Annotated in this window: 19 protein-coding genes; 11 read left to right on the plus strand and 8 right to left on the minus strand. The window is 43.9% G+C overall.

Going from position 1 to position 19,272, the window contains the following annotated elements; all coding sequences use genetic code 11:
• Positions 1-63: 63 nt before the first annotated feature.
• A complete protein-coding gene (locus tag R7040_RS17880) occupies positions 64-1,317 on the minus strand; it encodes an aromatic amino acid transport family protein (protein WP_005388284.1) in 1,254 nt (417 codons plus the stop codon).
• Between the two features lie 345 nt (positions 1,318-1,662).
• Entirely contained in the window at positions 1,663-2,262 is a 600-nt protein-coding gene (locus R7040_RS17885; protein WP_005376901.1) for a CoA pyrophosphatase, read from the minus strand.
• Between the two features lie 231 nt (positions 2,263-2,493).
• Here R7040_RS17885 and R7040_RS17890 point away from each other — a divergent pair, with 231 nt between their 5' ends.
• Positions 2,494-3,033 (plus strand): heme NO-binding domain-containing protein, encoded by a 540-nt coding sequence (locus R7040_RS17890; RefSeq protein ID WP_005388282.1) that lies wholly within the window; start codon positions 2,494-2,496, stop codon positions 3,031-3,033.
• Between the two features lie 7 nt (positions 3,034-3,040).
• Entirely contained in the window at positions 3,041-4,741 is a 1,701-nt protein-coding gene (locus tag R7040_RS17895; protein WP_005388280.1) for an ATP-binding protein, read from the plus strand.
• 364 nt (positions 4,742-5,105) lie between these two features.
• On the opposite strand, the gene pabB is transcribed toward R7040_RS17895, so the two are convergent.
• A complete protein-coding gene (gene pabB, locus R7040_RS17900) occupies positions 5,106-6,470 on the minus strand; it encodes an aminodeoxychorismate synthase component I (RefSeq protein WP_258469911.1) in 1,365 nt (454 codons plus the stop codon).
• 270 nt (positions 6,471-6,740) lie between these two features.
• On the opposite strand from pabB, the gene R7040_RS17905 reads away from it, so the two are divergent.
• The 9 genes from R7040_RS17905 (at position 6,741) to R7040_RS17950 (ending at position 16,035) form a co-directional block, all read left to right on the plus strand.
• Positions 6,741-8,258 carry a fumarate hydratase gene (locus R7040_RS17905; RefSeq protein ID WP_258469910.1) on the plus strand — a complete coding sequence of 506 codons (1,518 nt, stop codon included), beginning with the start codon at positions 6,741-6,743 and terminating at the stop codon, positions 8,256-8,258.
• 174 nt (positions 8,259-8,432) lie between these two features.
• Positions 8,433-8,618, plus strand: a complete 186-nt coding sequence (locus tag R7040_RS17910) for a hypothetical protein (RefSeq protein ID WP_005376906.1) — start codon at positions 8,433-8,435, stop codon at positions 8,616-8,618.
• Between the two features lie 255 nt (positions 8,619-8,873).
• Positions 8,874-10,250: a YcjX family protein gene (locus R7040_RS17915; RefSeq protein WP_318081361.1), complete on the plus strand. Its 1,377-nt coding sequence runs from the start codon at positions 8,874-8,876 to the stop codon at positions 10,248-10,250.
• Positions 10,247-11,287, plus strand: coding sequence for a YcjF family protein (locus R7040_RS17920; RefSeq protein ID WP_005388274.1), 1,041 nt, complete (start codon positions 10,247-10,249; stop codon positions 11,285-11,287). Before R7040_RS17915 ends, R7040_RS17920 begins: the two co-directional genes overlap by 4 nt.
• 100 nt (positions 11,288-11,387) lie before the next feature.
• Positions 11,388-12,932, plus strand: a complete 1,545-nt coding sequence (tyrR, locus tag R7040_RS17925; protein WP_017820442.1) for a transcriptional regulator TyrR — start codon at positions 11,388-11,390, stop codon at positions 12,930-12,932.
• Between the two features lie 36 nt (positions 12,933-12,968).
• Complete coding sequence (rimJ, locus tag R7040_RS17930) at positions 12,969-13,553, plus strand: ribosomal protein S5-alanine N-acetyltransferase (protein WP_005376916.1); 585 nt, start codon at positions 12,969-12,971, stop codon at positions 13,551-13,553.
• Between the two features lies 1 nt (position 13,554).
• On the plus strand, positions 13,555-14,142 hold the full coding sequence (locus tag R7040_RS17935; RefSeq protein ID WP_005376917.1) for an HD domain-containing protein: 588 nt from the start codon (positions 13,555-13,557) through the stop codon (positions 14,140-14,142).
• A 13-nt stretch (positions 14,143-14,155) separates the two neighbouring features.
• Complete coding sequence (locus R7040_RS17940) at positions 14,156-14,629, plus strand: DUF2947 domain-containing protein (protein ID WP_064354115.1); 474 nt, start codon at positions 14,156-14,158, stop codon at positions 14,627-14,629.
• A 746-nt stretch (positions 14,630-15,375) separates the two neighbouring features.
• Positions 15,376-16,035 (plus strand): hypothetical protein, encoded by a 660-nt coding sequence (locus R7040_RS17950; protein ID WP_318081360.1) that lies wholly within the window; start codon positions 15,376-15,378, stop codon positions 16,033-16,035.
• A gap of 266 nt (positions 16,036-16,301) precedes the next feature.
• Here R7040_RS17950 and R7040_RS17955 read toward each other — a convergent pair whose 3' ends face one another.
• The 5 genes from R7040_RS17955 to R7040_RS17975 all read right to left on the minus strand — a co-directional run bounded on the left by R7040_RS17955 (position 16,302) and on the right by R7040_RS17975 (position 19,249).
• The gene (locus R7040_RS17955; protein ID WP_318096919.1) at positions 16,302-17,537 is read right to left on the minus strand and encodes a site-specific integrase; all 1,236 of its coding nucleotides are present in this window, start codon (positions 17,535-17,537) and stop codon (positions 16,302-16,304) included.
• Complete coding sequence (xisR, locus tag R7040_RS17960; protein ID WP_140144377.1) at positions 17,537-17,767, minus strand: excisionase family protein; 231 nt, start codon at positions 17,765-17,767, stop codon at positions 17,537-17,539. Before xisR ends, R7040_RS17955 begins: the two co-directional genes overlap by 1 nt.
• A 124-nt stretch (positions 17,768-17,891) precedes the next feature.
• Positions 17,892-18,155, minus strand: coding sequence for a hypothetical protein (locus R7040_RS17965; RefSeq protein ID WP_140333105.1), 264 nt, complete (start codon positions 18,153-18,155; stop codon positions 17,892-17,894).
• Between the two features lie 10 nt (positions 18,156-18,165).
• Complete coding sequence (locus R7040_RS17970) at positions 18,166-18,378, minus strand: hypothetical protein (protein WP_005376930.1); 213 nt, start codon at positions 18,376-18,378, stop codon at positions 18,166-18,168.
• Positions 18,379-18,430: 52 nt separating this feature from the next.
• Positions 18,431-19,249: a DUF2303 family protein gene (locus R7040_RS17975; RefSeq protein ID WP_318081358.1), complete on the minus strand. Its 819-nt coding sequence runs from the start codon at positions 19,247-19,249 to the stop codon at positions 18,431-18,433.
• Positions 19,250-19,272: the final 23 nt, after the last annotated feature.

The raw sequence follows: 19,272 nt of genomic DNA on the forward strand, positions 1-19,272 counted from the left end.
GTTGGGAGGCTTAATTTTATCGTTATATTTTTGGATTAATCATACTGCACTGGGCAGAGATGATTAAAGAGCGCCGTAGATTACAGAACTAATTGCAGCAAGACCACAGATTGCTGTGAAAATTTGCACAGGTGCTGAAGTTTTGTACTTAGCCATCGCAGGAACTTTTTGCATTGCGAAGATTGGCATCAAGAATAGGATTGCCGCAATCATCGGTGCACCCATTGTTTCAATCATACCTAGGATGCTTGGGTTAACGATAGCAACGATCCAAGTTGTGATTACAATGAAGATTAGAGACATCTTCTCGATCTTACTTACTGGTGATTTTGAACGAGATTTCACTAGACCAACTAGACCTTCGTGCGCACCCAAGAAGTGGCCAAAGTAGCTAGAGGTGATCGCTGCGAAAGCAACCAATGGACCCATGTAAGAGATCAGTGGAGATTCATGCACGTTTGCTAGGTAAGAGAGAACAGAGATGTTTTGCTCTTGCGCCGTTGCTAGTTGCTCTGGAGACAGAGAAAGTACAACAGAGAAAACGAAGAACATAACAAAGCCCATCAGCATCATTGCTGCGCCACCGGTGATAGCGTCAGTTTTCTTAACTGCGTCATCACCGTATACACGACGTTGCTCTTTAGAGAACTGAGAAATGATTGGGCTGTGGTTGAAAGAGAACACAATAACAGGGATTGCTAGCCAAACGATAGCTGGCATTGCACCCCAGTCAGGTGACACTTCCATCATTGAAGTGTTCCAACCAGGAATTAGGTATACAGACAGTGCTAGTAGGATGAACACGAGAGGGTAAACCATTGCTGAAGTTGCTTTCAGCATAAGCTCTTTACCGAATACTACGCCTGCTGTCATTGCAGCAATAAGTGCACCAGAAAGTAGCCAGCGAGGAATAGATTCCATGCCCATTTGGTTAACTAGGAAAGAGTCAACTGTGTTTGTGATACCAACACCGTAGATAAGTACGATTGGGTAGATAGCGAAGAAGTAAGCGAACGTAATAAGGTTTGCGCCAGTCTTACCAAAGTGCTCTTCTACTGTGTCGGTGATGTCCGCTTCAGGGTTTTTCGCAGAAAGAACGAAACGAGCTAAAGATTTGTGTGCGAACCAAGTCATTGGTGCTGCGATTAGGGCTAGGATTACTAATGGCCAAAAGCCACCTGCACCTGCTTTAATAGGAAGGAACAGTACACCTGCACCTACTGCCGTACCAAAAAGGGACAGACACCAGGTAAAGTCTTTGTAAGAAAACTTACTAGACGATTGTGCGGTAGAAACCGCAGAAGTAGTTGTATTCATTTTTTAGTTACTCATTTTGGGAACAGGAAATAAGTCGGGAGTAATTTTGCAAGATTTTACACTAGGAAAATTAGATCTAAATCATTTATTGCTTACGCTTATTGAATGATATGTCAAAAACCTGCTTTTTATCACGAAAATGATGTGCTACTCGTGATTTCTGCTAATGAGTAAAATTAGAAAAACTTATCAATAGGGCTGTTTGTATAAATTTATTTCACCGCAAGCGTTTGCGGTGAAAATGGAAAATTAATCTAATGTGAATGAATGTTTATGAAGCAACGTTTTATTAATATTGATGCGCATAATGATCGCGCCTGTAAAAGCACCGATATCAACAACTGTTTAATGTGAAATAATATGTTTTTGCATTGATTCGATAATTTGTGCCGTCATGCCCCAGATGAAATGCTGTCTATATGGGATAGCAAATACACGATGACTGCTTCTTTTTAGGTCAAATTTGGTGCTATACAATTTTTTGGGGTTCAGAATATGGTTGGCAGGAACCTCAAAAACTGACTCTACTTCATTTGGGTCAATATGCGTTTTATATTCCGGAGAAACAAAAGCCAAAAAAGGTGTCACATTAAACTGACTAATCGTTGGTAGTGTAGGCAGTTGACCAAACACATGAATATGCTCATCTTCTATCCCAACTTCTTCTTTGGTTTCTCTTAAAGCGGTATTCACGAGCTGAATATCTTCCTGCTCATATTTGCCACCGGGAAAGCTGATTTGTCCCGGATGATGGCGTAAGTGGGCTGCACGCTTAGTCAGAATGACTTGTAACCCGTCATCGCGTTCCACAAAACCGATTAAGACTGCCGCATCTCTCAGGGACTTTTCTTTCATCCATTTCAGTCGTGCAAGGGACTCTTTGTGGTAGCCCGTTGGAAGCCGAAATTGAAAGTTCTGTAGTAAATGAGTTTTGTCGATAACCAAACTGAGTCCTTATTTATCGTGCCTAACCATTATTTATTATACTCAAAGACGGCAAAGCGTATGGCGTTATCGTTACTGGTTGCCAAATAAAGCATTCACATTAAAACACTCGCCAGCACTTTCCCTCTTTGTGTTGTGTGTCTCACTCTGCTTGAACATATTAATTTGAAACTTATAAGGTTATACACCATTCTTTATTTTAGGACGTCACTATAGGGCAAGTATTGGCCAATGAAAGGGATTATTTTCACCGAGTTCATGGAGTTAGTAGAAGAGAAATTCGGTCTTGATGTGTTAGACCAAGTTCTCGATCTTTCTAACGATGAAGGTGTTTACACCGCTGTTGGTAGTTACGATCACAAAGACTTAGTTAAGTTGATCGTGAATCTCAGTAAAGTATCTGGTGTTCCGCCCGAGCAACTACAAGAGGTGTTTGGAGAGTGCGTCTTTTTGAATTTACTTCGCTCCATTCCTAGTCACGCCAGTTTACAACAGTGTGAAACGACGTTTCAATTTGTTCGCCATGTTGAAGACTTTATTCATGTCGAAGTTAAGAAGCTTTATCCTGATGCTAACCCTCCGCAATTTGATTTCATTAGTGAAAACCAATCCCAATTGGTATTTGACTACCACAGCGCAAGATGTATGTCTCACGTATGCTTAGGATTGATAAAAGGCTGTGCTGCACATTTTGGTGAGGTAGTTCATATCAAACATCAAAACCAGTCAGAAGATGGCAGCAAAGTACGTTTTTGGTTAGAGGCTCAATAAGAACGATATGACGGGAAGTTCCTCATTAGAAAGGAAACTCAAACGAGAAGTTGCATCAAGAAAAGCAGCTGAGCAGCTGTTGGAACAGAAAAGCTTAGAGTTATATGAATCCAACCAGCAACTCAGTGTTGCATTGAAAAAGCTAGAGCTGAAATCTAAAAAGGATCTTCGTAAGTTTGAGTTTGAAGAGCAAATTGATGCCACGTTGATTAAGTTCGGTCGTACTTTTTTATCGAGCACGTTCGATGAAGCAATGATAGCGAGCTTTATTGAGCAGCTCACTTCTAACTCGATCATTTCTGCGGCTTACTTGTTTCTTGACGCTACAAAGCTGAGCTCATTGCGTCGTCATCACTTTGGTCACTTACAGCTTCGTCATAACAACGAGATTTTAACCTCTCCTAATTGGCAGGGAGAGAATTTGCATTTGCCAGTTATCATTGATGGGGAAACGGTTGGGGAGTTGATTTTCTCTGTGTTGCAAGATCAAATCGATCAGTCTTTTATTTCCAAACAGATGGAGCTCGTGTCTGACTTAGTTCATGGTGTTATTGGTCGACACTTAAGTTTAGAGCGAGAGGTCGAGCTGAGAAAGCGGGCTGAGGAATCAGAAAAAGCGACGAAGGAGTTTGTCGCCATGATTAACCATGAGCTGCGAACTCCTCTCAATGGCGTATTGGGTAGTGCGGAGTTATTGAGTCGAACCCAATTAGAAGAAGAGCAGCGTCAATACTTGAGCAATCTGACTCAATCAGGGGACTTATTGAGAGTTATCATTAATGATCTTCTTGATTTCAGTAAGATGAATGCCGGTATGATGGAAATCATACATAAAGTCTTTGCCTGGGAGGAACTTGAAAAAGCCATCATGGGTGTATTTGCAGCTAAGGCTGCTGAAAAACGCATCCATTTCTCTATCGACAAAAAGCTGGGGATTCCAGAATTTTTAGTCGGTGACTTAGAGCGCATTACACAAATTTTGGTTAACTTGGTGGGAAACGCGATTAAGTTTACTCACTTGGGTGGTGTCGTGTTACGGGTGGAATGGCTTAACGGCACGGCTTATTTTGAGGTTGAAGACACTGGTATTGGCATCCCAATAAAAGCACAGCCGTCACTCTTTGATCCATTTGTCCAAGTTGATCGCTCGGCGAAACGCAGCTTTGAAGGCTCAGGTTTAGGTCTCGCGATTTGTAAAAACCTTGTGGATTTGATGCAAGGTCAAATTAGCTTTGAAAGTGAAGAGCGCAAAGGGACAACTTTTAAAGTTGCTATTCCTCTTGAGGAAGGGCAAGCACAAGGCACAGCAGAGGGGGAGTTGGTCACCATAGAGCGAAGCGATTTAGCAGGACGCTCAATATTAGTGGTTGATGACATCAGAATGAATCAAGTCATTGTTACTCAAATGCTGAAAAAACTCGACATTACACCTGATTTAAAAGCCAACGGCAAAGAAGCATTAGAAGCGGTGAAAAGTAAAGACTACGAACTGATATTCATGGACTGCCGAATGCCAGAAATGGATGGTTATGAGGCGACGATGTATCTGAGAGAGCGTGGCTTTACTCATCCTATTATTGCATTAACCGCTGGCACTACCATCGAAGAGCGTCAAAAGTGCATTGATTCAGGCATGGACGACATCCTCACTAAGCCGTACACCGCAACCGATATCGAACAGATTATGTGTAAGTGGCTTGAGCAGTAGACGCTGCCTCTTAAAAAGTATGTTTGTTGGCCAACGGCTAAAAGCTAAAGTACATGCAAATAAAACACACAAAAAAACGCACCACACTGGATAATGCCGATCATTTAACGATGTTTTTTGGGTCATTCTAGCGAGCCTTGGCGAGACTGAGAATCTAGTAGCAGCACGATGAGCGGGTAATGAAACAAATTTGACCACAAAGTGCTTGAATAGAAGAACCTGTATCACGCTCCTTCGTCGCTGTGCAGGGTGATGAGATACAGAAATATGCCACTCGCTGTTAAATGAGCGGCATTACCGTTCTGGAGGCGTTTTAGATTGTTTTCGTCAATAGCATTAAAGCGACGTTGTCCACGGTTGAAATCTACGATTGCAGCGCTGGCAAAATCTTTGAAAGTTTATCCAACGTTTCTTGATACTCAGAGGCGCAATCGCTATCTGCCACGACGCCGCCGCCAGCCCAAGCGTAAAGTTTGTTTTTTTCCGCTACAAGAGTTCGGATAGTAATGCTGGTGTCCATACGACCATGGCGTGAAATATAGCCAATACTGCCGCAATACGCGCTGCGTCGATGCGGCTCCAGTTCTTCAATGATCTGCATTGCGCGAACTTTAGGTGCGCCCGTGATTGAACCACCTGGAAAACACGCTCGCAGCAAATCCGCAGGAGCGTATTGTTCATCCAAATTTGCACGAATGGTGCTCACCAAATGATGCACGGCAGGGAAGCTTTCAATATCGAACAACTTTGGCACGTGAACGCTACCCGGTGATGCAACCCGACCAATATCATTACGCAGCAAATCGACAATCATCAGGTTTTCTGCCTGATCTTTTTCCGCTGTCTGCAAGTCATGGGCATTAGCGTTATCTTTCTTTGGATCTTCGCTGCGTGGTCGAGTACCTTTGATTGGTTTCGTTTCAATGACGCGATCTTTGAGCTCTAAAAAGCGCTCTGGAGAGATACTCAAAATCGAAGACTCAGGCATACGGATAAACGCTGAGAATGGCGCTTGGTTGGCGGACTCCAATTTCAGATACGCTTGCCACTCGCTGCCTTGATACGGTGCGTTAAAGCGCTGCGCCAAATTGATCTGATAACAGTCACCGCTCAACAAGTATTCTTGCACCTTGTCAAAGCGAGTGGCGTAGCTCTCTTTCGTCATGTTTGACTGCCAAGCACCAGACAAAGCGAAGTCAACGGTTTGTTCTGCTTTTTGCTCGTTTAACCACTGCCAAGCTTGCTCGATATTCTGACCAACTAAGCATGCTTTTTTAAGCTTGTGGTCAACAACGACGGCCCATTCATACAGACCTACCGCCATATCCGGCGTGTTGAGATCTTTTTCTGCCACTTCTGGCATCGTTTCTACGCGGCGACCTAAATCGTAACTGAAGTAACCGAGCGCACCACCAACAAAAGGCAAATCCAACTCCTTATTTAACTCTACGTGAGGAAGCCACTGTTCTTGCAACTGATGAAGCAGCGCAAATGGGTCATCTTGAGTTGAATAGGCATTCGATGGCGTTTCAACTTGTGTGTTGTCGGCAGTGGTTTCTAACGTTGCAATTGGGTTGGAGACCAACACATCGAAGCGGCTATCGATATGCGTTTCTGATGCAGAACGCAGCAACATCGCCCAAGGTAGGTGTTGAATGCGAGAAAAAAGGTGAAGAGTAAACTCTGGTGCGTATTCCAGCGCTTTAAAATCAATGAATTGATTGTCCATGTTGTTCATTTGTGTAATTTGTGACAAAGAGATCGTTCACTGCATGGCATGTCATGGGCAGCAAGAGTATCATATTCCTCTGTATAGCCAAACTCCCTCTATTCATAGGGTTTTGAGATGGTTTACAAGTAGGCAACTTCAGCATTTCGTGTGTCGATATCAGCCGTTCGACAATTGTTTATAAAAAACGAAGCTCAAAAGAGCAATAAGCTCAACAAACACGATTGAAGCCAAGCCAATAATGGAAGCATAACTATAACGAGGCATGTAATGACGGTAATACGCAAGCAGGATGTGATCAGCAGTGTCGCTGATGCGCTACAGTATATTTCTTACTACCACCCGCTAGACTTTGTTCAAGCTCTTGAAAAAGCCTATCACCGCGAAGAGAGCCAAGCCGCTAAAGACGCGATTGCTCAGATCTTAATTAACTCCCGAATGTCCGCAGAAGGTCACCGTCCAATTTGTCAGGATACTGGTATTGTGACGTGTTTCGTCAACATCGGTATGGGCGTGCAATGGGATTCGAGCGACATGACGGTTCAGCAGATGGTAGATGAAGGTGTTCGACAAGCGTACACGAACCCTGATAACCCGTTGCGTGCGTCAGTACTTATGGACCCTGCTGGTAAACGTATTAATACCAAAGACAACACGCCTGCCGTCGTACATATCAACATGGTTCCGGGCGATAAAGTTGAAATTCAGATCGCTGCGAAGGGCGGCGGTAGCGAAAACAAAACTAAGATGGTGATGCTAAACCCATCTGACGATATTGCTGAGTGGGTAGAAAAAACGCTACCAACAATGGGGGCAGGCTGGTGTCCTCCTGGCATGCTTGGCATTGGTATCGGCGGTACGGCTGAAAAAGCAGCGGTATTGGCAAAAGAATCTCTAATGGAACACATCGATATTCAAGAGCTTATTGACCGTGGCCCACAAAACGCAGAAGAAGAGCTTCGTTTGGATATCTTCAATCGCGTGAACAAACTTGGTATCGGTGCGCAAGGTCTTGGCGGTTTGACGACTGTTGTCGACGTTAAAATCAAAACTGCGCCAACGCACGCGGCTTCTAAGCCTGTTTGTTTGATCCCGAACTGTGCGGCGACTCGTCACGTACACTTCACGCTTGATGGTAGCGGCCCAGCAGAGCTAACACCACCTAAACTAGAAGATTGGCCAGACATTACTTGGGAAGCGGGCGAAAATACGCGTCGCGTAAACTTAGACACAATTACTAAAGAAGAAGTACAAGAGTGGAAGACAGGCGAAACCGTTCTTCTATCAGGTAAAATTCTGACTGGTCGTGATGCTGCGCATAAACGTATTCAAGGCATGCTAGATAATGGTGAAGGTCTACCTGAAGGTGTAGATCTAAACGGTAAGTTCATTTACTACGTAGGCCCTGTTGATGCAGTTGGTGATGAAGTCGTTGGTCCTGCTGGCCCAACAACATCAACGCGTATGGATAAATTCACCGATATGATGCTAGAAAAAACAGGCATCATGGGCATGATCGGTAAAGCTGAGCGTGGCCCTGCAACGGTTGAATCTATCAAGAATCAAAAAGCGGTTTACCTAATGGCTGTCGGTGGCGCTGCGTACTTGGTGGCGAAAGCGATCAAGAAAGCTCGCGTTGTCGCATTTGAAGATTTAGGTATGGAAGCGATTTACGAATTTGAAGTTGAAGATATGCCAGTAACAGTGGCTGTCGACTCAAATGGTGTTAACGCGCACCAAATTGGTCCAGACACTTGGAAAGTGAAAATTCAAGAGATGGAAGCATAAGGCAAAGGGCAATCTTGCTGCGTCTCAGTAGAGAGAATGTGACAAGGTGCTGATTTACCTAGCAAACAATTGACAAAAGTGCAGCGAAACCTGCACTTTTTGTCTATATAATTAAGGATATAAACCTTTAGGCATAGCAATCAAACGTTATGCGAACAATAATTAGGAGACGGCATGCCTCGTTTTATTCAGATTCTACAAATTATTCTTGCTGTAGTGATAGGTGGCTTTGTTGGCTATGACTTGATTCTTCACGGTATCAGCATCTTTGATGAAAAGTACGTGACCATCACATGTGTGTTGTGGCTGATTTTAGAAATCGCTCTATTTGTTATCTATAAGTTGATCGAAGACGACTAGGCTTAAAGAAAGCGAGTTCCTGTTTAACATAGTAATCAGCGCATATAGAGTAACTAATGCTGTAGATTAAGTAAGCCTCTGAACCACTCAGGGGCTTTTCTTTTTTGATACAGCATTAAGCCGGATGTTTTGTTCATCTTTTATTAAGGTATATAAAGTTAAACTCATAGAATTCGGGATAGAACAGTATTCATAGCTCGAAATTCGAAGTCGCTGACAACGTTGTTTTAAAGTGGAGTAAGATAAAGAAGCGTAATGAAGAGAATAAAGAAAGAAGTTAATGACTTTATCAACAGAGGTATGGACTCTAATGTTCGAATTGCTGTCACCGGACTTTCTCGTGCCGGTAAGACGGCATTCATCACGTCATTAGTGAATCAGCTTCTTCATACTGCAACCCATGACAATTTGCCTCTTTTGACTGTGGCTAGAGATAAGCGCCTTATTGGGGCGAAGCGTGAGCCTCAATCGAATATGATGGTGCCACGCTTTGCTTACGATGAGGCGATGAGCCAAATTCATGCGACTCCACCTCAGTGGCCAGTACCGACACGTGATGTGAGTGAGATTCGCTTAGCGCTCAAGTACAAACCAAATAAAACTACGAAAAAGCTGTTGAGTAAAACCGCAATTTTAAATGTTGATATTATCGACTATCCAGGAGAGTGGTTGCTCGACCTGCCTTTATTGGACATGGACTTTGCAACGTGGTCGCAAACTCAGTTTGATGCACTTAAAGGCCAGCGTGGCGATTTAGCCAAAGCTTGGCTTTCTGAACTGGAGAAAGTGGATCTCTTTGCAGAAGTGAATGATAAACTACTTGAGAAAGTTGCACACACATACACAGAGTACCTTCATTCTTGTAAAGACTCTGGCCTTCATTGGGTTCAGCCTGGCCGCTTTGTATTACCTGGTGAGCTAGCAGGCGCGCCGGTGCTACAGTTTTTTCCGTGTCGTGCTGATTCGGAAAGCAAAGCGCCCAAGGGCAGTAACTTAGCGATGCTAGAAGCCCGTTTTCAGGAATACCAACAGAAAGTCGTGAAAGCGTTTTATAAGCATCATTTTGCGACCTTCGATCGCCAGATTGTACTGGTGGATTGTTTGCAGCCTCTCAATGCTGGTGATGAAGCGTTTTACGACATGCGCCAAGCGCTAGAACAGATCATGCATAGCTTCCGTTATGGTCGTAGTAGCTTTTTGCGTCGTTTGTTCTCACCAAAAATCGACAAAGTGTTGTTTGCTGCTACAAAAGCGGATCATATCACGCCCGATCAGCACCCAAATTTGGTGTCTCTGCTCCAACAAATGGTGCATCCAGCGTGGCAAACGGCAGCCTACGAGAATATTGAGATGAGCTGCATGAGTATCGCTTCCATCCAAGCAACCACGACGGGGTTTATTTCCTCTGGAGATAAGACCATCCCGGCGTTACAAGGAACAACATTGGGTGGTGAGCCGATGACTATGTTTCCCGGAGAGGTGCCGAAAAAGCTACCAAATGCAGCGTATTGGCAAAACAACGGGTTTGATTTTACGTCGTTTCGTCCGATGCCCTCACCGAATGATGAGCCAATGAAGCACATACGCTTAGACAAAGCATTGGATTACCTGATTGGAGATAAATTGAAATGAGTGAGTTGAAGCAAAAACAAGTTTTCTCTGAAAAGGTAATGGAAAAAGAGCAGCAATCGAATCAACCGGAGTTGACGGCGCAGCAAACATTCGGCGAAAAAGAAACATTTGTACCTGTTGAAGTTAAAGAAGCGCACCAGGAGACCGAACAGGAATTGCAACTCGAGCATGTCATTCGTCCAAAATCGGGCAGAAAATGGCTCGCGACTGGCGCATTTGCAACTTTTGCTGGTCTGGTTGGCTGGCAAGCGGTGGACTCGGTTATAACCGCAATTCAGGCTTCTGATTGGCTAGCCTTAAGCTGGACGGGGTTTATTGCTGCGATCGCTTCGCTTGGTTTAGGAGCTATGGGTAAAGAGCTTTGGAAACTGCGAAAACTACGAAATCATTTTAGTGTTCAAGAAGAAGCAGAAGCACTTGTTAATAGTGAGAGCGTTGGGAAAGGGAAAGCCTTTTGCGAAACCGTAGCAGAACAAAGTGGTGTGATGGCAGAGAATCCGGGCTTTGATCGTTGGCAGAACAGTATTAACCCTGCTCATAGTGACGCTGAAATTCTTGATATGTATGACTCGATGGTGGTGAGCCAACAAGACAAGTTGGCAACGAAAATCGTATCACAGCACGCAACCGAGTGTGCGGCCCTAGTCGCCGTGAGCCCTCTGGCTGCCGCTGATATGTTGCTGGTGGCGTGGCGAAATTTCAAAATGATCGACAACCTCTCCAAAGTATATGGGGTAGAGCTAGGTTATGCCTCTCGCATCAAGTTACTAAGAGCGGTATTTGTCAATATGGCGGCGGCTGGAGCCAGTGAGCTCGCTATTGATGCCAGTATGGATTTGATGTCGATGGATCTTGCTGGCAAAGTTTCTGCTCGTGCAGGGCAGGGACTAGGTGTTGGTATTCTAACGGCACGTTTGGGCTTGAAAGCGATGACCTTATTGCGTCCACTACCCTGGTATCCTGACCGTCAGGTTAAGTTGGGCACCATACGCAAGGCAGTGGCGGCGAAAGTTGCATCAATTACGATGAAACCGTAACGAATATCAACTTTGATGGATAGGATTGCTTGACGCCATTCCAAGCATGATAGAAACTACTGTCAACTTTTCCTGACAGTTGTGAATTGGGATATTTTAAGTGCGTCTTGAAGTCTTATGTGAAGATCGACTCGGCTTGACCCGAGAACTGCTCGATATTTTAGCGTCTAAAAGCATCGACTTGCGTGGTATCGAAATCGATATTAGCGGTATTATCTATTTGAATTGCCCGGATATTGATTTTGATACGTTTAGTGAGCTGATGGCTGAAATCCGCCGTATTCCGGGGGTGAAAGATGTACGTAAAATCCAGTTTATGCCGATGGAGCGCCACAATACGGAGCTGCTCTCGTTAGTTGATAACTTGCCCGATCCGGTTTTTGCCATTGATCTTAAAGGTGCCGTAGACATGGCAAACATGTCTGCACTTTCATTGCTTGGCCTTCACAAGCAAGAAGTGATTGGTACTCAAATCGGTGCTTTGTTACCAAGTGTTCGTTTCTCTCGTTGGTCTGAAGGTGTTAATGGTCGAACGCGGGAAAACCTTGTGATTGATGGCTTGGACTATGTTCTAGAGTTGATGCCCGTTTATATCCGAGACGAAGCGCAAAACTCGACTCTAGCGAGTACTCTAATGACGATTCGCTCTAGTCAGCAAGTTGCCAGAATTGAAGAAGCACTACCGCTGCATAATCCTCTGGGTTTTGAGCACTTTGTTGGTATATCGAACCGTCATAAAGCACTAATGAACCAAGCTAAGAAGCTGTCTGTGCTTGACCAACCATTGTTGATTGAGGGCGAAACGGGGACTGGCAAAGAAATGCTTGCTAAAGCTTGCCACAGCCGTTCTAGCCGCGCGAGCAAGCCATTCCTAGTTTTGAGTTGTGCTTCTATGCCTGACGATGTAGCAGAAACCGAACTTTTTGGTCATGCGCCGGGTTCATTCAATCATGAACAAGGCCACAAAGGCATCTTTGAGCAAGCAAATGGCGGCACGGTATTTCTTGATGAAATCGGTGAAATGAGTTCGCACCTTCAAATCAAGCTGTTACGTTTTCTACAGGATGGTAATTTCCGTCGTGTCGGTGCAGAAGATGAGATGCATGTCGATGTTCGTATCATCGCTTCAACAAAACATAACCTTGCCGAGCTTTCTGAAGCAGGAATGTTCCGTGAAGATTTGTATTATCGTCTCAACGTACTTACGCTCAGCATTCCTCCGTTACGTAAGCGCTCAAACGACGTTGCACCATTGCTTGAGTTGTTTGTGGCGAAACATGCTCAACAGCTTGGGATTGATAAGCCAGAGTTTGATGATGGTCTAGTTGATGCCCTTGCAAATTATCAGTGGCCAGGAAACATGCGCCAGCTGGATAACATGGTTCTTCGAGCGCTCACGGAAATGGATGGTGATATACTAAACGCGGATCACTTCAATTTACCTCAGCCTCAGTCAGTCGGCGCTGGTAGTGCAACGCTTAACATCGACGGTTCTTTGGATGAGATCATGCGTGATTATGAATCTCAAGTTCTGGAACGTTTGTATCAGTCATTCCCATCAAGCCGCAAGCTTGCTAAGCGCTTGAATGTATCGCATACCTCAATCGCTAATAAACTGCGTGATTACGGTATACGTAAGAATTAATCGAATTGAACGAAAAGACGGAATTAATCATTTGTAATGGAAGATAACAGCTCATCTATCGCCGTTCATAAGTTGGACGGTGACTTGCTTCTTCGTACCGCTGAAATCGGTGACGCAGATATGATTGCCGAATATTTTCAAGCGAACCGAGAATACCTGAAACCGTTTGAACCGAAACGTGAAGAGGCTTTTTTCTCAGTGAACGGTTGGTTGCAAAAGCTTATCAAGCTCAATGAGCTGCATCGAATGGGATTGGGGTATTATTGCCTTTTAGTCAGAGCCTCTTCGGGTGAAATGCTAGGTACGATATCCTTTAGTAGTTTGAGTCGTTTTCCTTTTTATTCTTGTAACGTCGGATATTCTCTCGCTGAAAAAGCGCAAGGGCATGGTTATATGCGTCGTGGATTAACCATGGCTTGCGACTACATGTTTAACGTTCAGAAACTGCATCGTATTCAAGCTGGCTACATGCCTCACAATAAACGCAGTGAAGCTGTGCTAGAGCATGTAGGTTTCAACCGAGAAGGGTATGCAAAAGATTACCTTTTGATTAATGGTGAGTGGCAAGACCACGTTCTAACGTCGCTTATTAATCCGAATTGGCAGCCAGAAGGGCGATAGTATGGAACGATTGGAAAAGCAGTTAGCACTTGTAATCGAGCTCGATAAACTCAAAAGCATTTTGCGCCGAACTCGAGTTAAAAGTGCTGAAGGGCGCCTCGAAAATAGTGGTGAGCATAGTTGGCATGTCGCACTGATGGCAATATTGATGGAAGAGCATGCGAATGCACCTGTTGATATTTGCCGAGTGATGAAAATGTTATTGATACATGACGTAGTAGAGATCGACGCGGGCGATACCTTTGTTTATGATACTGCTGCGTCTCAAGAGCAAGCAGAAAAAGAAATTAGAGCTGCAGAGCGCTTGTTTGGTATGTTACCCAGCGATCAGGAGCAAGAGCTATTGGCGCTTTGGCATGAATTTGAAGCCGCGCAGACCGATGATGCTAAGTATGCAAAAGCACTCGATCGGTTAATTCCAATGCTCTTGAACTACCATAATAATGGTCAGAGTTGGAAGGAACATGGTGTCTCACGCGAACAAGCACTTACCATTAATAAACGAATTGAATTTGGCTCTGTTACCTTATGGGACAAAGCGAAAGAGTTGATTGAAGAAGCCACAGAGAAAGGTTGGCTGAAATCGTAATAAAGGAGACTGAATGTCTTATTTGCCTTTGGATGAATACCAAAGAAAATGGATTTTTACGCATCAGTCGATGCCTGTGCCAGAAGAAGATTTGGCTTTTATTAAGCCGATGAGCCAAGCCCGTTCAGCACAATTTTGGAAAGAAAATATCAGTGCTCAAAGCCCTGATATGGATAGACTTAGTTCCCAAGACTGGCCAATGAATGAGGCGAATTGGTCTGAAACTGTGGATTGGATGGCTGCCTGGGAGTCGGATGATCCTGACATGCTAGCGGAAGTTGAGGCACATATCGATTGGCAAGACGATGTGACCGTTTACTTTTGCTACGAGAAGTACAATGTCATCGAAACGAAATGGTCTATTTTTAAAAAGCACTGGAAGAACTTTCTCTTTTATGACGATGGTCCGATACTAATAGGACGTCGCCGTTCACAAGCACTTTGGTTTGATTCAAAAGGCAATGTGAAACTCGGTGTTCGTCAATAACGAGTTATAAAGCAAAGCCACCTTTCGAGGTGGCTTTGTTTTTCTAAAGGCTGGATAATGGACTCAACACACCGCCAGCCCCGCGCTCGATAACGTGAGTATAGATTTGCGTGGTATATACACCCACGCTATAAGTGATTGTTTTTATTGGTTGGTATCACGCCCCGACTGAAGTGGGGCGCTGGTGGGACAATTCAGAATTATTTATGGTTATACGGATTAAAATTCACGTGTGAAGATTTGAGCGTTAATTGTAGTAATTCATACTTGATCTTACACATCCGCTGGTTAGTCACGACTAGGTCGTACTGCCGAACTGTTGGTATTGTGACTCACAATTGGACAAAAATGAGTCAGCTCAGATCAAGCTGACTCGAAGATGGACAGAGCTAATCCAGAACAACCTGCTAAGTCTATTTACAACGTTGCTTCGCTGCCACAAAGTGGCTCCTTACTGCTGCTCATCTTGTAGCTATGCCAATTGTTCTTCGTAAGCGGCAAGGTCTCGCTTACAATTGGCAATGTAGGCCACGGTGTGATTTAGCCTGGTTGATGGTGTGTTTCTGCAGGCGGATGTACTATTTAAGTTTTTCAACATGCGTAATGATTTGTCCTGCAATTAGTTTTATTTTTTCTAATGTGATCGTTCTCTTATATGTCAGTCTCTAAAATTTTAGCCAACGTCTTGACTTTATTGATAATAGTGTTTGAATATTGGCCATCTAACTGTCTTAGAAAAGAATAAAATGGAACTAGCAATTAAAATGTCTGCTGCCAGCAAAGGCGCATATAAAGGTGAATATTCAGTAAGCAGCGGCGAAGTCATCGACTCAGATGTATTGACTCAAACTCACATCCACACAAACCGAGTGATGACCAGTAACGGGCCTGAGATTGCCGAAATTACCAGTAGCTCATCTGCTAAAACGGTTTTTTGGGTACGCTTTGATAGTGGACGTGAACTCAAGTACACTATCAATTCTGAAATTGACCTATTGAAAGGCCAGCGAGTTAGCCTACTATTCATCAACAGTAAAGCGAACACACGGCTAGTGGGCATTGCGAATCATAACTCCAACGAATATACAGATTTGTCTACTAAAGAGCGATACGCTTCTTGTTTAAGACCTAACAAAGATAAACTTCAATACACGTTTGCCTTTGGTGCGGGGCTGTTAACTGCCATTGCATATATGTTTGATGAATTTGCTAAAGGTCCAGGTGTAATTGGATGGATTGTCCTATCTGGCATTATTTTCATCGGTTGTGTTCTTACCGCATTTCTTGTTTATGGCCCAATCGCTGTATTGTTTGGCTGGCTGACAGACTTGGGTAATTTTGGGAAATTCAAAAGTGAAGTTAAGCAGAACCTAATCAAGCTCCTGACAGATGGTGCTAATCAGTAAGCCCAACTGCATTGCGAAGCCCAAAAGTTTTTTTAACTTACAGGATAGAATACATTTCAACAGACAGTTGCGCTTTTCGAGTTAAGTACATTTCTAATTAGCTTTGACATAGAGAGCATACATCGTCTGGATGAATGAAAGTTTCTGAAAAATTTGGGAAATTAGTTTTCCCAAATTGATCTTATTAATCCAAGTATTGGATTAACAAGGAAAGGGGCAGAACCTATTAAGGGTAACCTGTCAGATCAGGTCTGAATTAGTGCACCTTATTTATTTGTAGCCATAAGCCCATTTAAGTATTCGATCTGTTCGTGCGAGTGTGATTTCATGAACCTGCCGTAGACACGTTCCAACATCATCGTGCTCTTGTGCCCCATCTGTTCCGCGATAAAAGATAGGTTTGCGCCTTTGGTGATCAACCAACAAGCGTAGGTATGTCGAGATTGATATGAGCACCGATGGCGAATACCAGCTCGTTTAAGTGCGCGTGACCATAGTCTATTGTATGTTGTCGTCTTGTAGGTTTCACTCGGTGCTTGACCGTTACGACGTTCTGGAATAAATACGAAACGAACGCTTTCCTGGCGATAGGTGTTTGAACCTTTTACTTCCACAAAAATATCTCTCACCGGGCTAAACATAGTTAGCTCTCTTTGAGATTTAAGGGCAAGGAGAGCAGGTTCAAGTAAGTGAATAGTTCGCTCTGACTTCTTATTCTTGGGTGTTGTGAATTTGCGTTCAATCGTGACGTTGCGAGTAACCTCGATCGTACCTTTCTCAAGATCGACGTCTTCCCATGCTAACGCACAGAGCTCACCAGTTCGCATGCCCGTGTAAATGGCTAAGGTGAACATATTCAGCTGCTGTAAGTTTGTCGTTGACTCTATTAGCTGGTGGAACTCTTCTAGTTCTAGTGGATCCGGTTCACCAGAGCCACCACTTAGTAACTCAACATGCAGAAATGGGTTGTCATCGATAAATTTTGATTTCACTGCTAAATCAAAACATCGGCGCATTAGTTTGATCATATTATTGATCGTCTTTGCGCTTCGTGGTCTTCCATTGCGAGTAGGGGAGTCGACCATTAACTTTTGGCACTTTAGTGCATCCATAATCGTGATGGTGGAGATAGTACGTTCCTCTCCAACAAACAAGCAGCATGCTCTTGCGGTAGTACTCAATACATAGAGTGACTGCGAAGCCATAGTCGTTTTCTTCAATTGAATATAGTCATCAAACAACTCGCGAACGGTCAGGTTCTTACCACGCTGTTCTGGAGTCGCAAAGAGTTGCGCTTTCTTTGATGTTGGAAATCGAGATAAGTAATCAAATGTGCCTAATGAAATTTCAGAAAGTATAGAAGCGCGTAGATGGCTAGCTTTTTTTAAATTACCTTTGGTGACTTCCCAGCCTTTTAGGGTCTCTCGACAACGCATCTCGCGGTAAGTAAAACTAATGCGGATAGACTTACCGCGAATTTCTACACCTTCAGGTGTGTTCATTATGCAACCCTTTCTCTTGCTGAAAACTCATCAATGGCAACACGGTCATACTTATAGCCTTTACCACCATCACTACTCTTACCGGACGACCTTTTAAAATGAACGCCTTCAATCCAACGAAACTGACGATAGTCTTTGATTTCATTGGTCGACATGCCTGTTAAATCAATTAAAAGATCCTCTTTCACCCAACGGCTAGGTTCTAATTGAATCACCGTAAATGTTCTCATCGGTAAACTCCTATATAGTTGAATTGAGAGAAGAGCAGGGCAACCACCTTACTCTTCTTAATTGGGTGGTTGACGTGTTAATAGCAGCGAAGTAGTGATAGATAATGTAAGTTAATGAGGGCCATTACTTCACTCCACCAGGATATCGATTGAAGTTCAGGTTCTTACGACCACCTTTCGTTACGTCCTGATTACAAAAATAGAAAGCGGAACCTAACACGGGTTCATTTTCCATAATTGCTGCTAGTTCCTGCTCAAACTGCACATCATTCATTCGTTGTTTAACGGCTGAGTCCTTGGGTTGCTCTTTTGGTAAACGCGCATCAGTTGGGCGAAGTTCCATCACACCATCAACCGCTCTATTGATCTCTTCTTGTGTCATGCTCATCGCGAAATCCTTACATTACTTGTGCTGCATCTCTGGCGAACATGTTTAGAAATTGATTGGTGAGCGATACATTAGAAGGACATTCTTTGCTGATGCCCCAGCCGTTGCTCTCGTTCTCTGGTTTAATCAGAGTTAGGTTGATCACTTCACAACCTAGTTGGTGACTAAAGTAAGGGGCCGATGTCGTGACCTGCCCGAATTGAGTATCGATGGTTGCCGCCATAGATATTTCCTCGCAAGATACACCCCCTTTAAGAAGAGGGCGCCAATATTAGTTAAGAGCTGAATAAGCCAATGAAGGTATCAATTTCGATCTCACCGTTTTTAAAGCACGCTTGAAGCTTGGTTTGGAACTCTTCGCCCATCTCTTCTTCGTGTTGTTCGAGCTTCTTGATACGAAGGACTAGAGTTTCATTACCTATCGTGCTCATGCGCAGTTCAAAGGTGCGTTCAGCCAAACCTAAGTAAGGCACACACATGAACTTAAACACCGCAGGCATTGGGAACTCTTCCTTAGTGCGAACCGCAACAGACTCGTATTCAGATTGATGGTGGCTGAAGTCATCTACATTGGATTCACGCCCTGCTTTCGCTTCAAACTTCATGTTGCGAATAGCTGCAGACGCGACGGAGTTTTCGATGACTTCCCCAGTCGTAGAGAAGACCTGAACGAACTCGCTGTAGTCTTCTACCCACTCAGCCAGTTTCTTTTGTCCAAGGCGTTCTTCGTTAATGTTTAACAGGGCATTAAACGCTGCGGTGCGGCGTAGAATCAAGTTTGCTTGATGCTTACAGTGTCCAGGAAAGTTATGAGTGCCAAGGTCAAAAATAGTCACAGCAGCCATACGCTCAGCATTAATAAAGCACTGGTTACCTTCGGTTTGATATTCTTCGTGGTAACGCACAAACTCGTCGATATTGGCCGTCTTCATCGTGCCGCGGAATTGATTACGGTTTGGCATGAACTTTTCCAAGTCATGCAAATCGAAGGACTCAGGTAGGGCGGCAACAGGGAATCCCGCTTTCTCTAACTGTTTTAAAAACTGCGGTGCATTCGATGATTCTTGGATCTGCTGGATTGCTGATTTATCCATTTATTTATTCTCTCTTTGAGTGA

This window comes from Vibrio sp. 1069 (assembly GCF_033340555.1).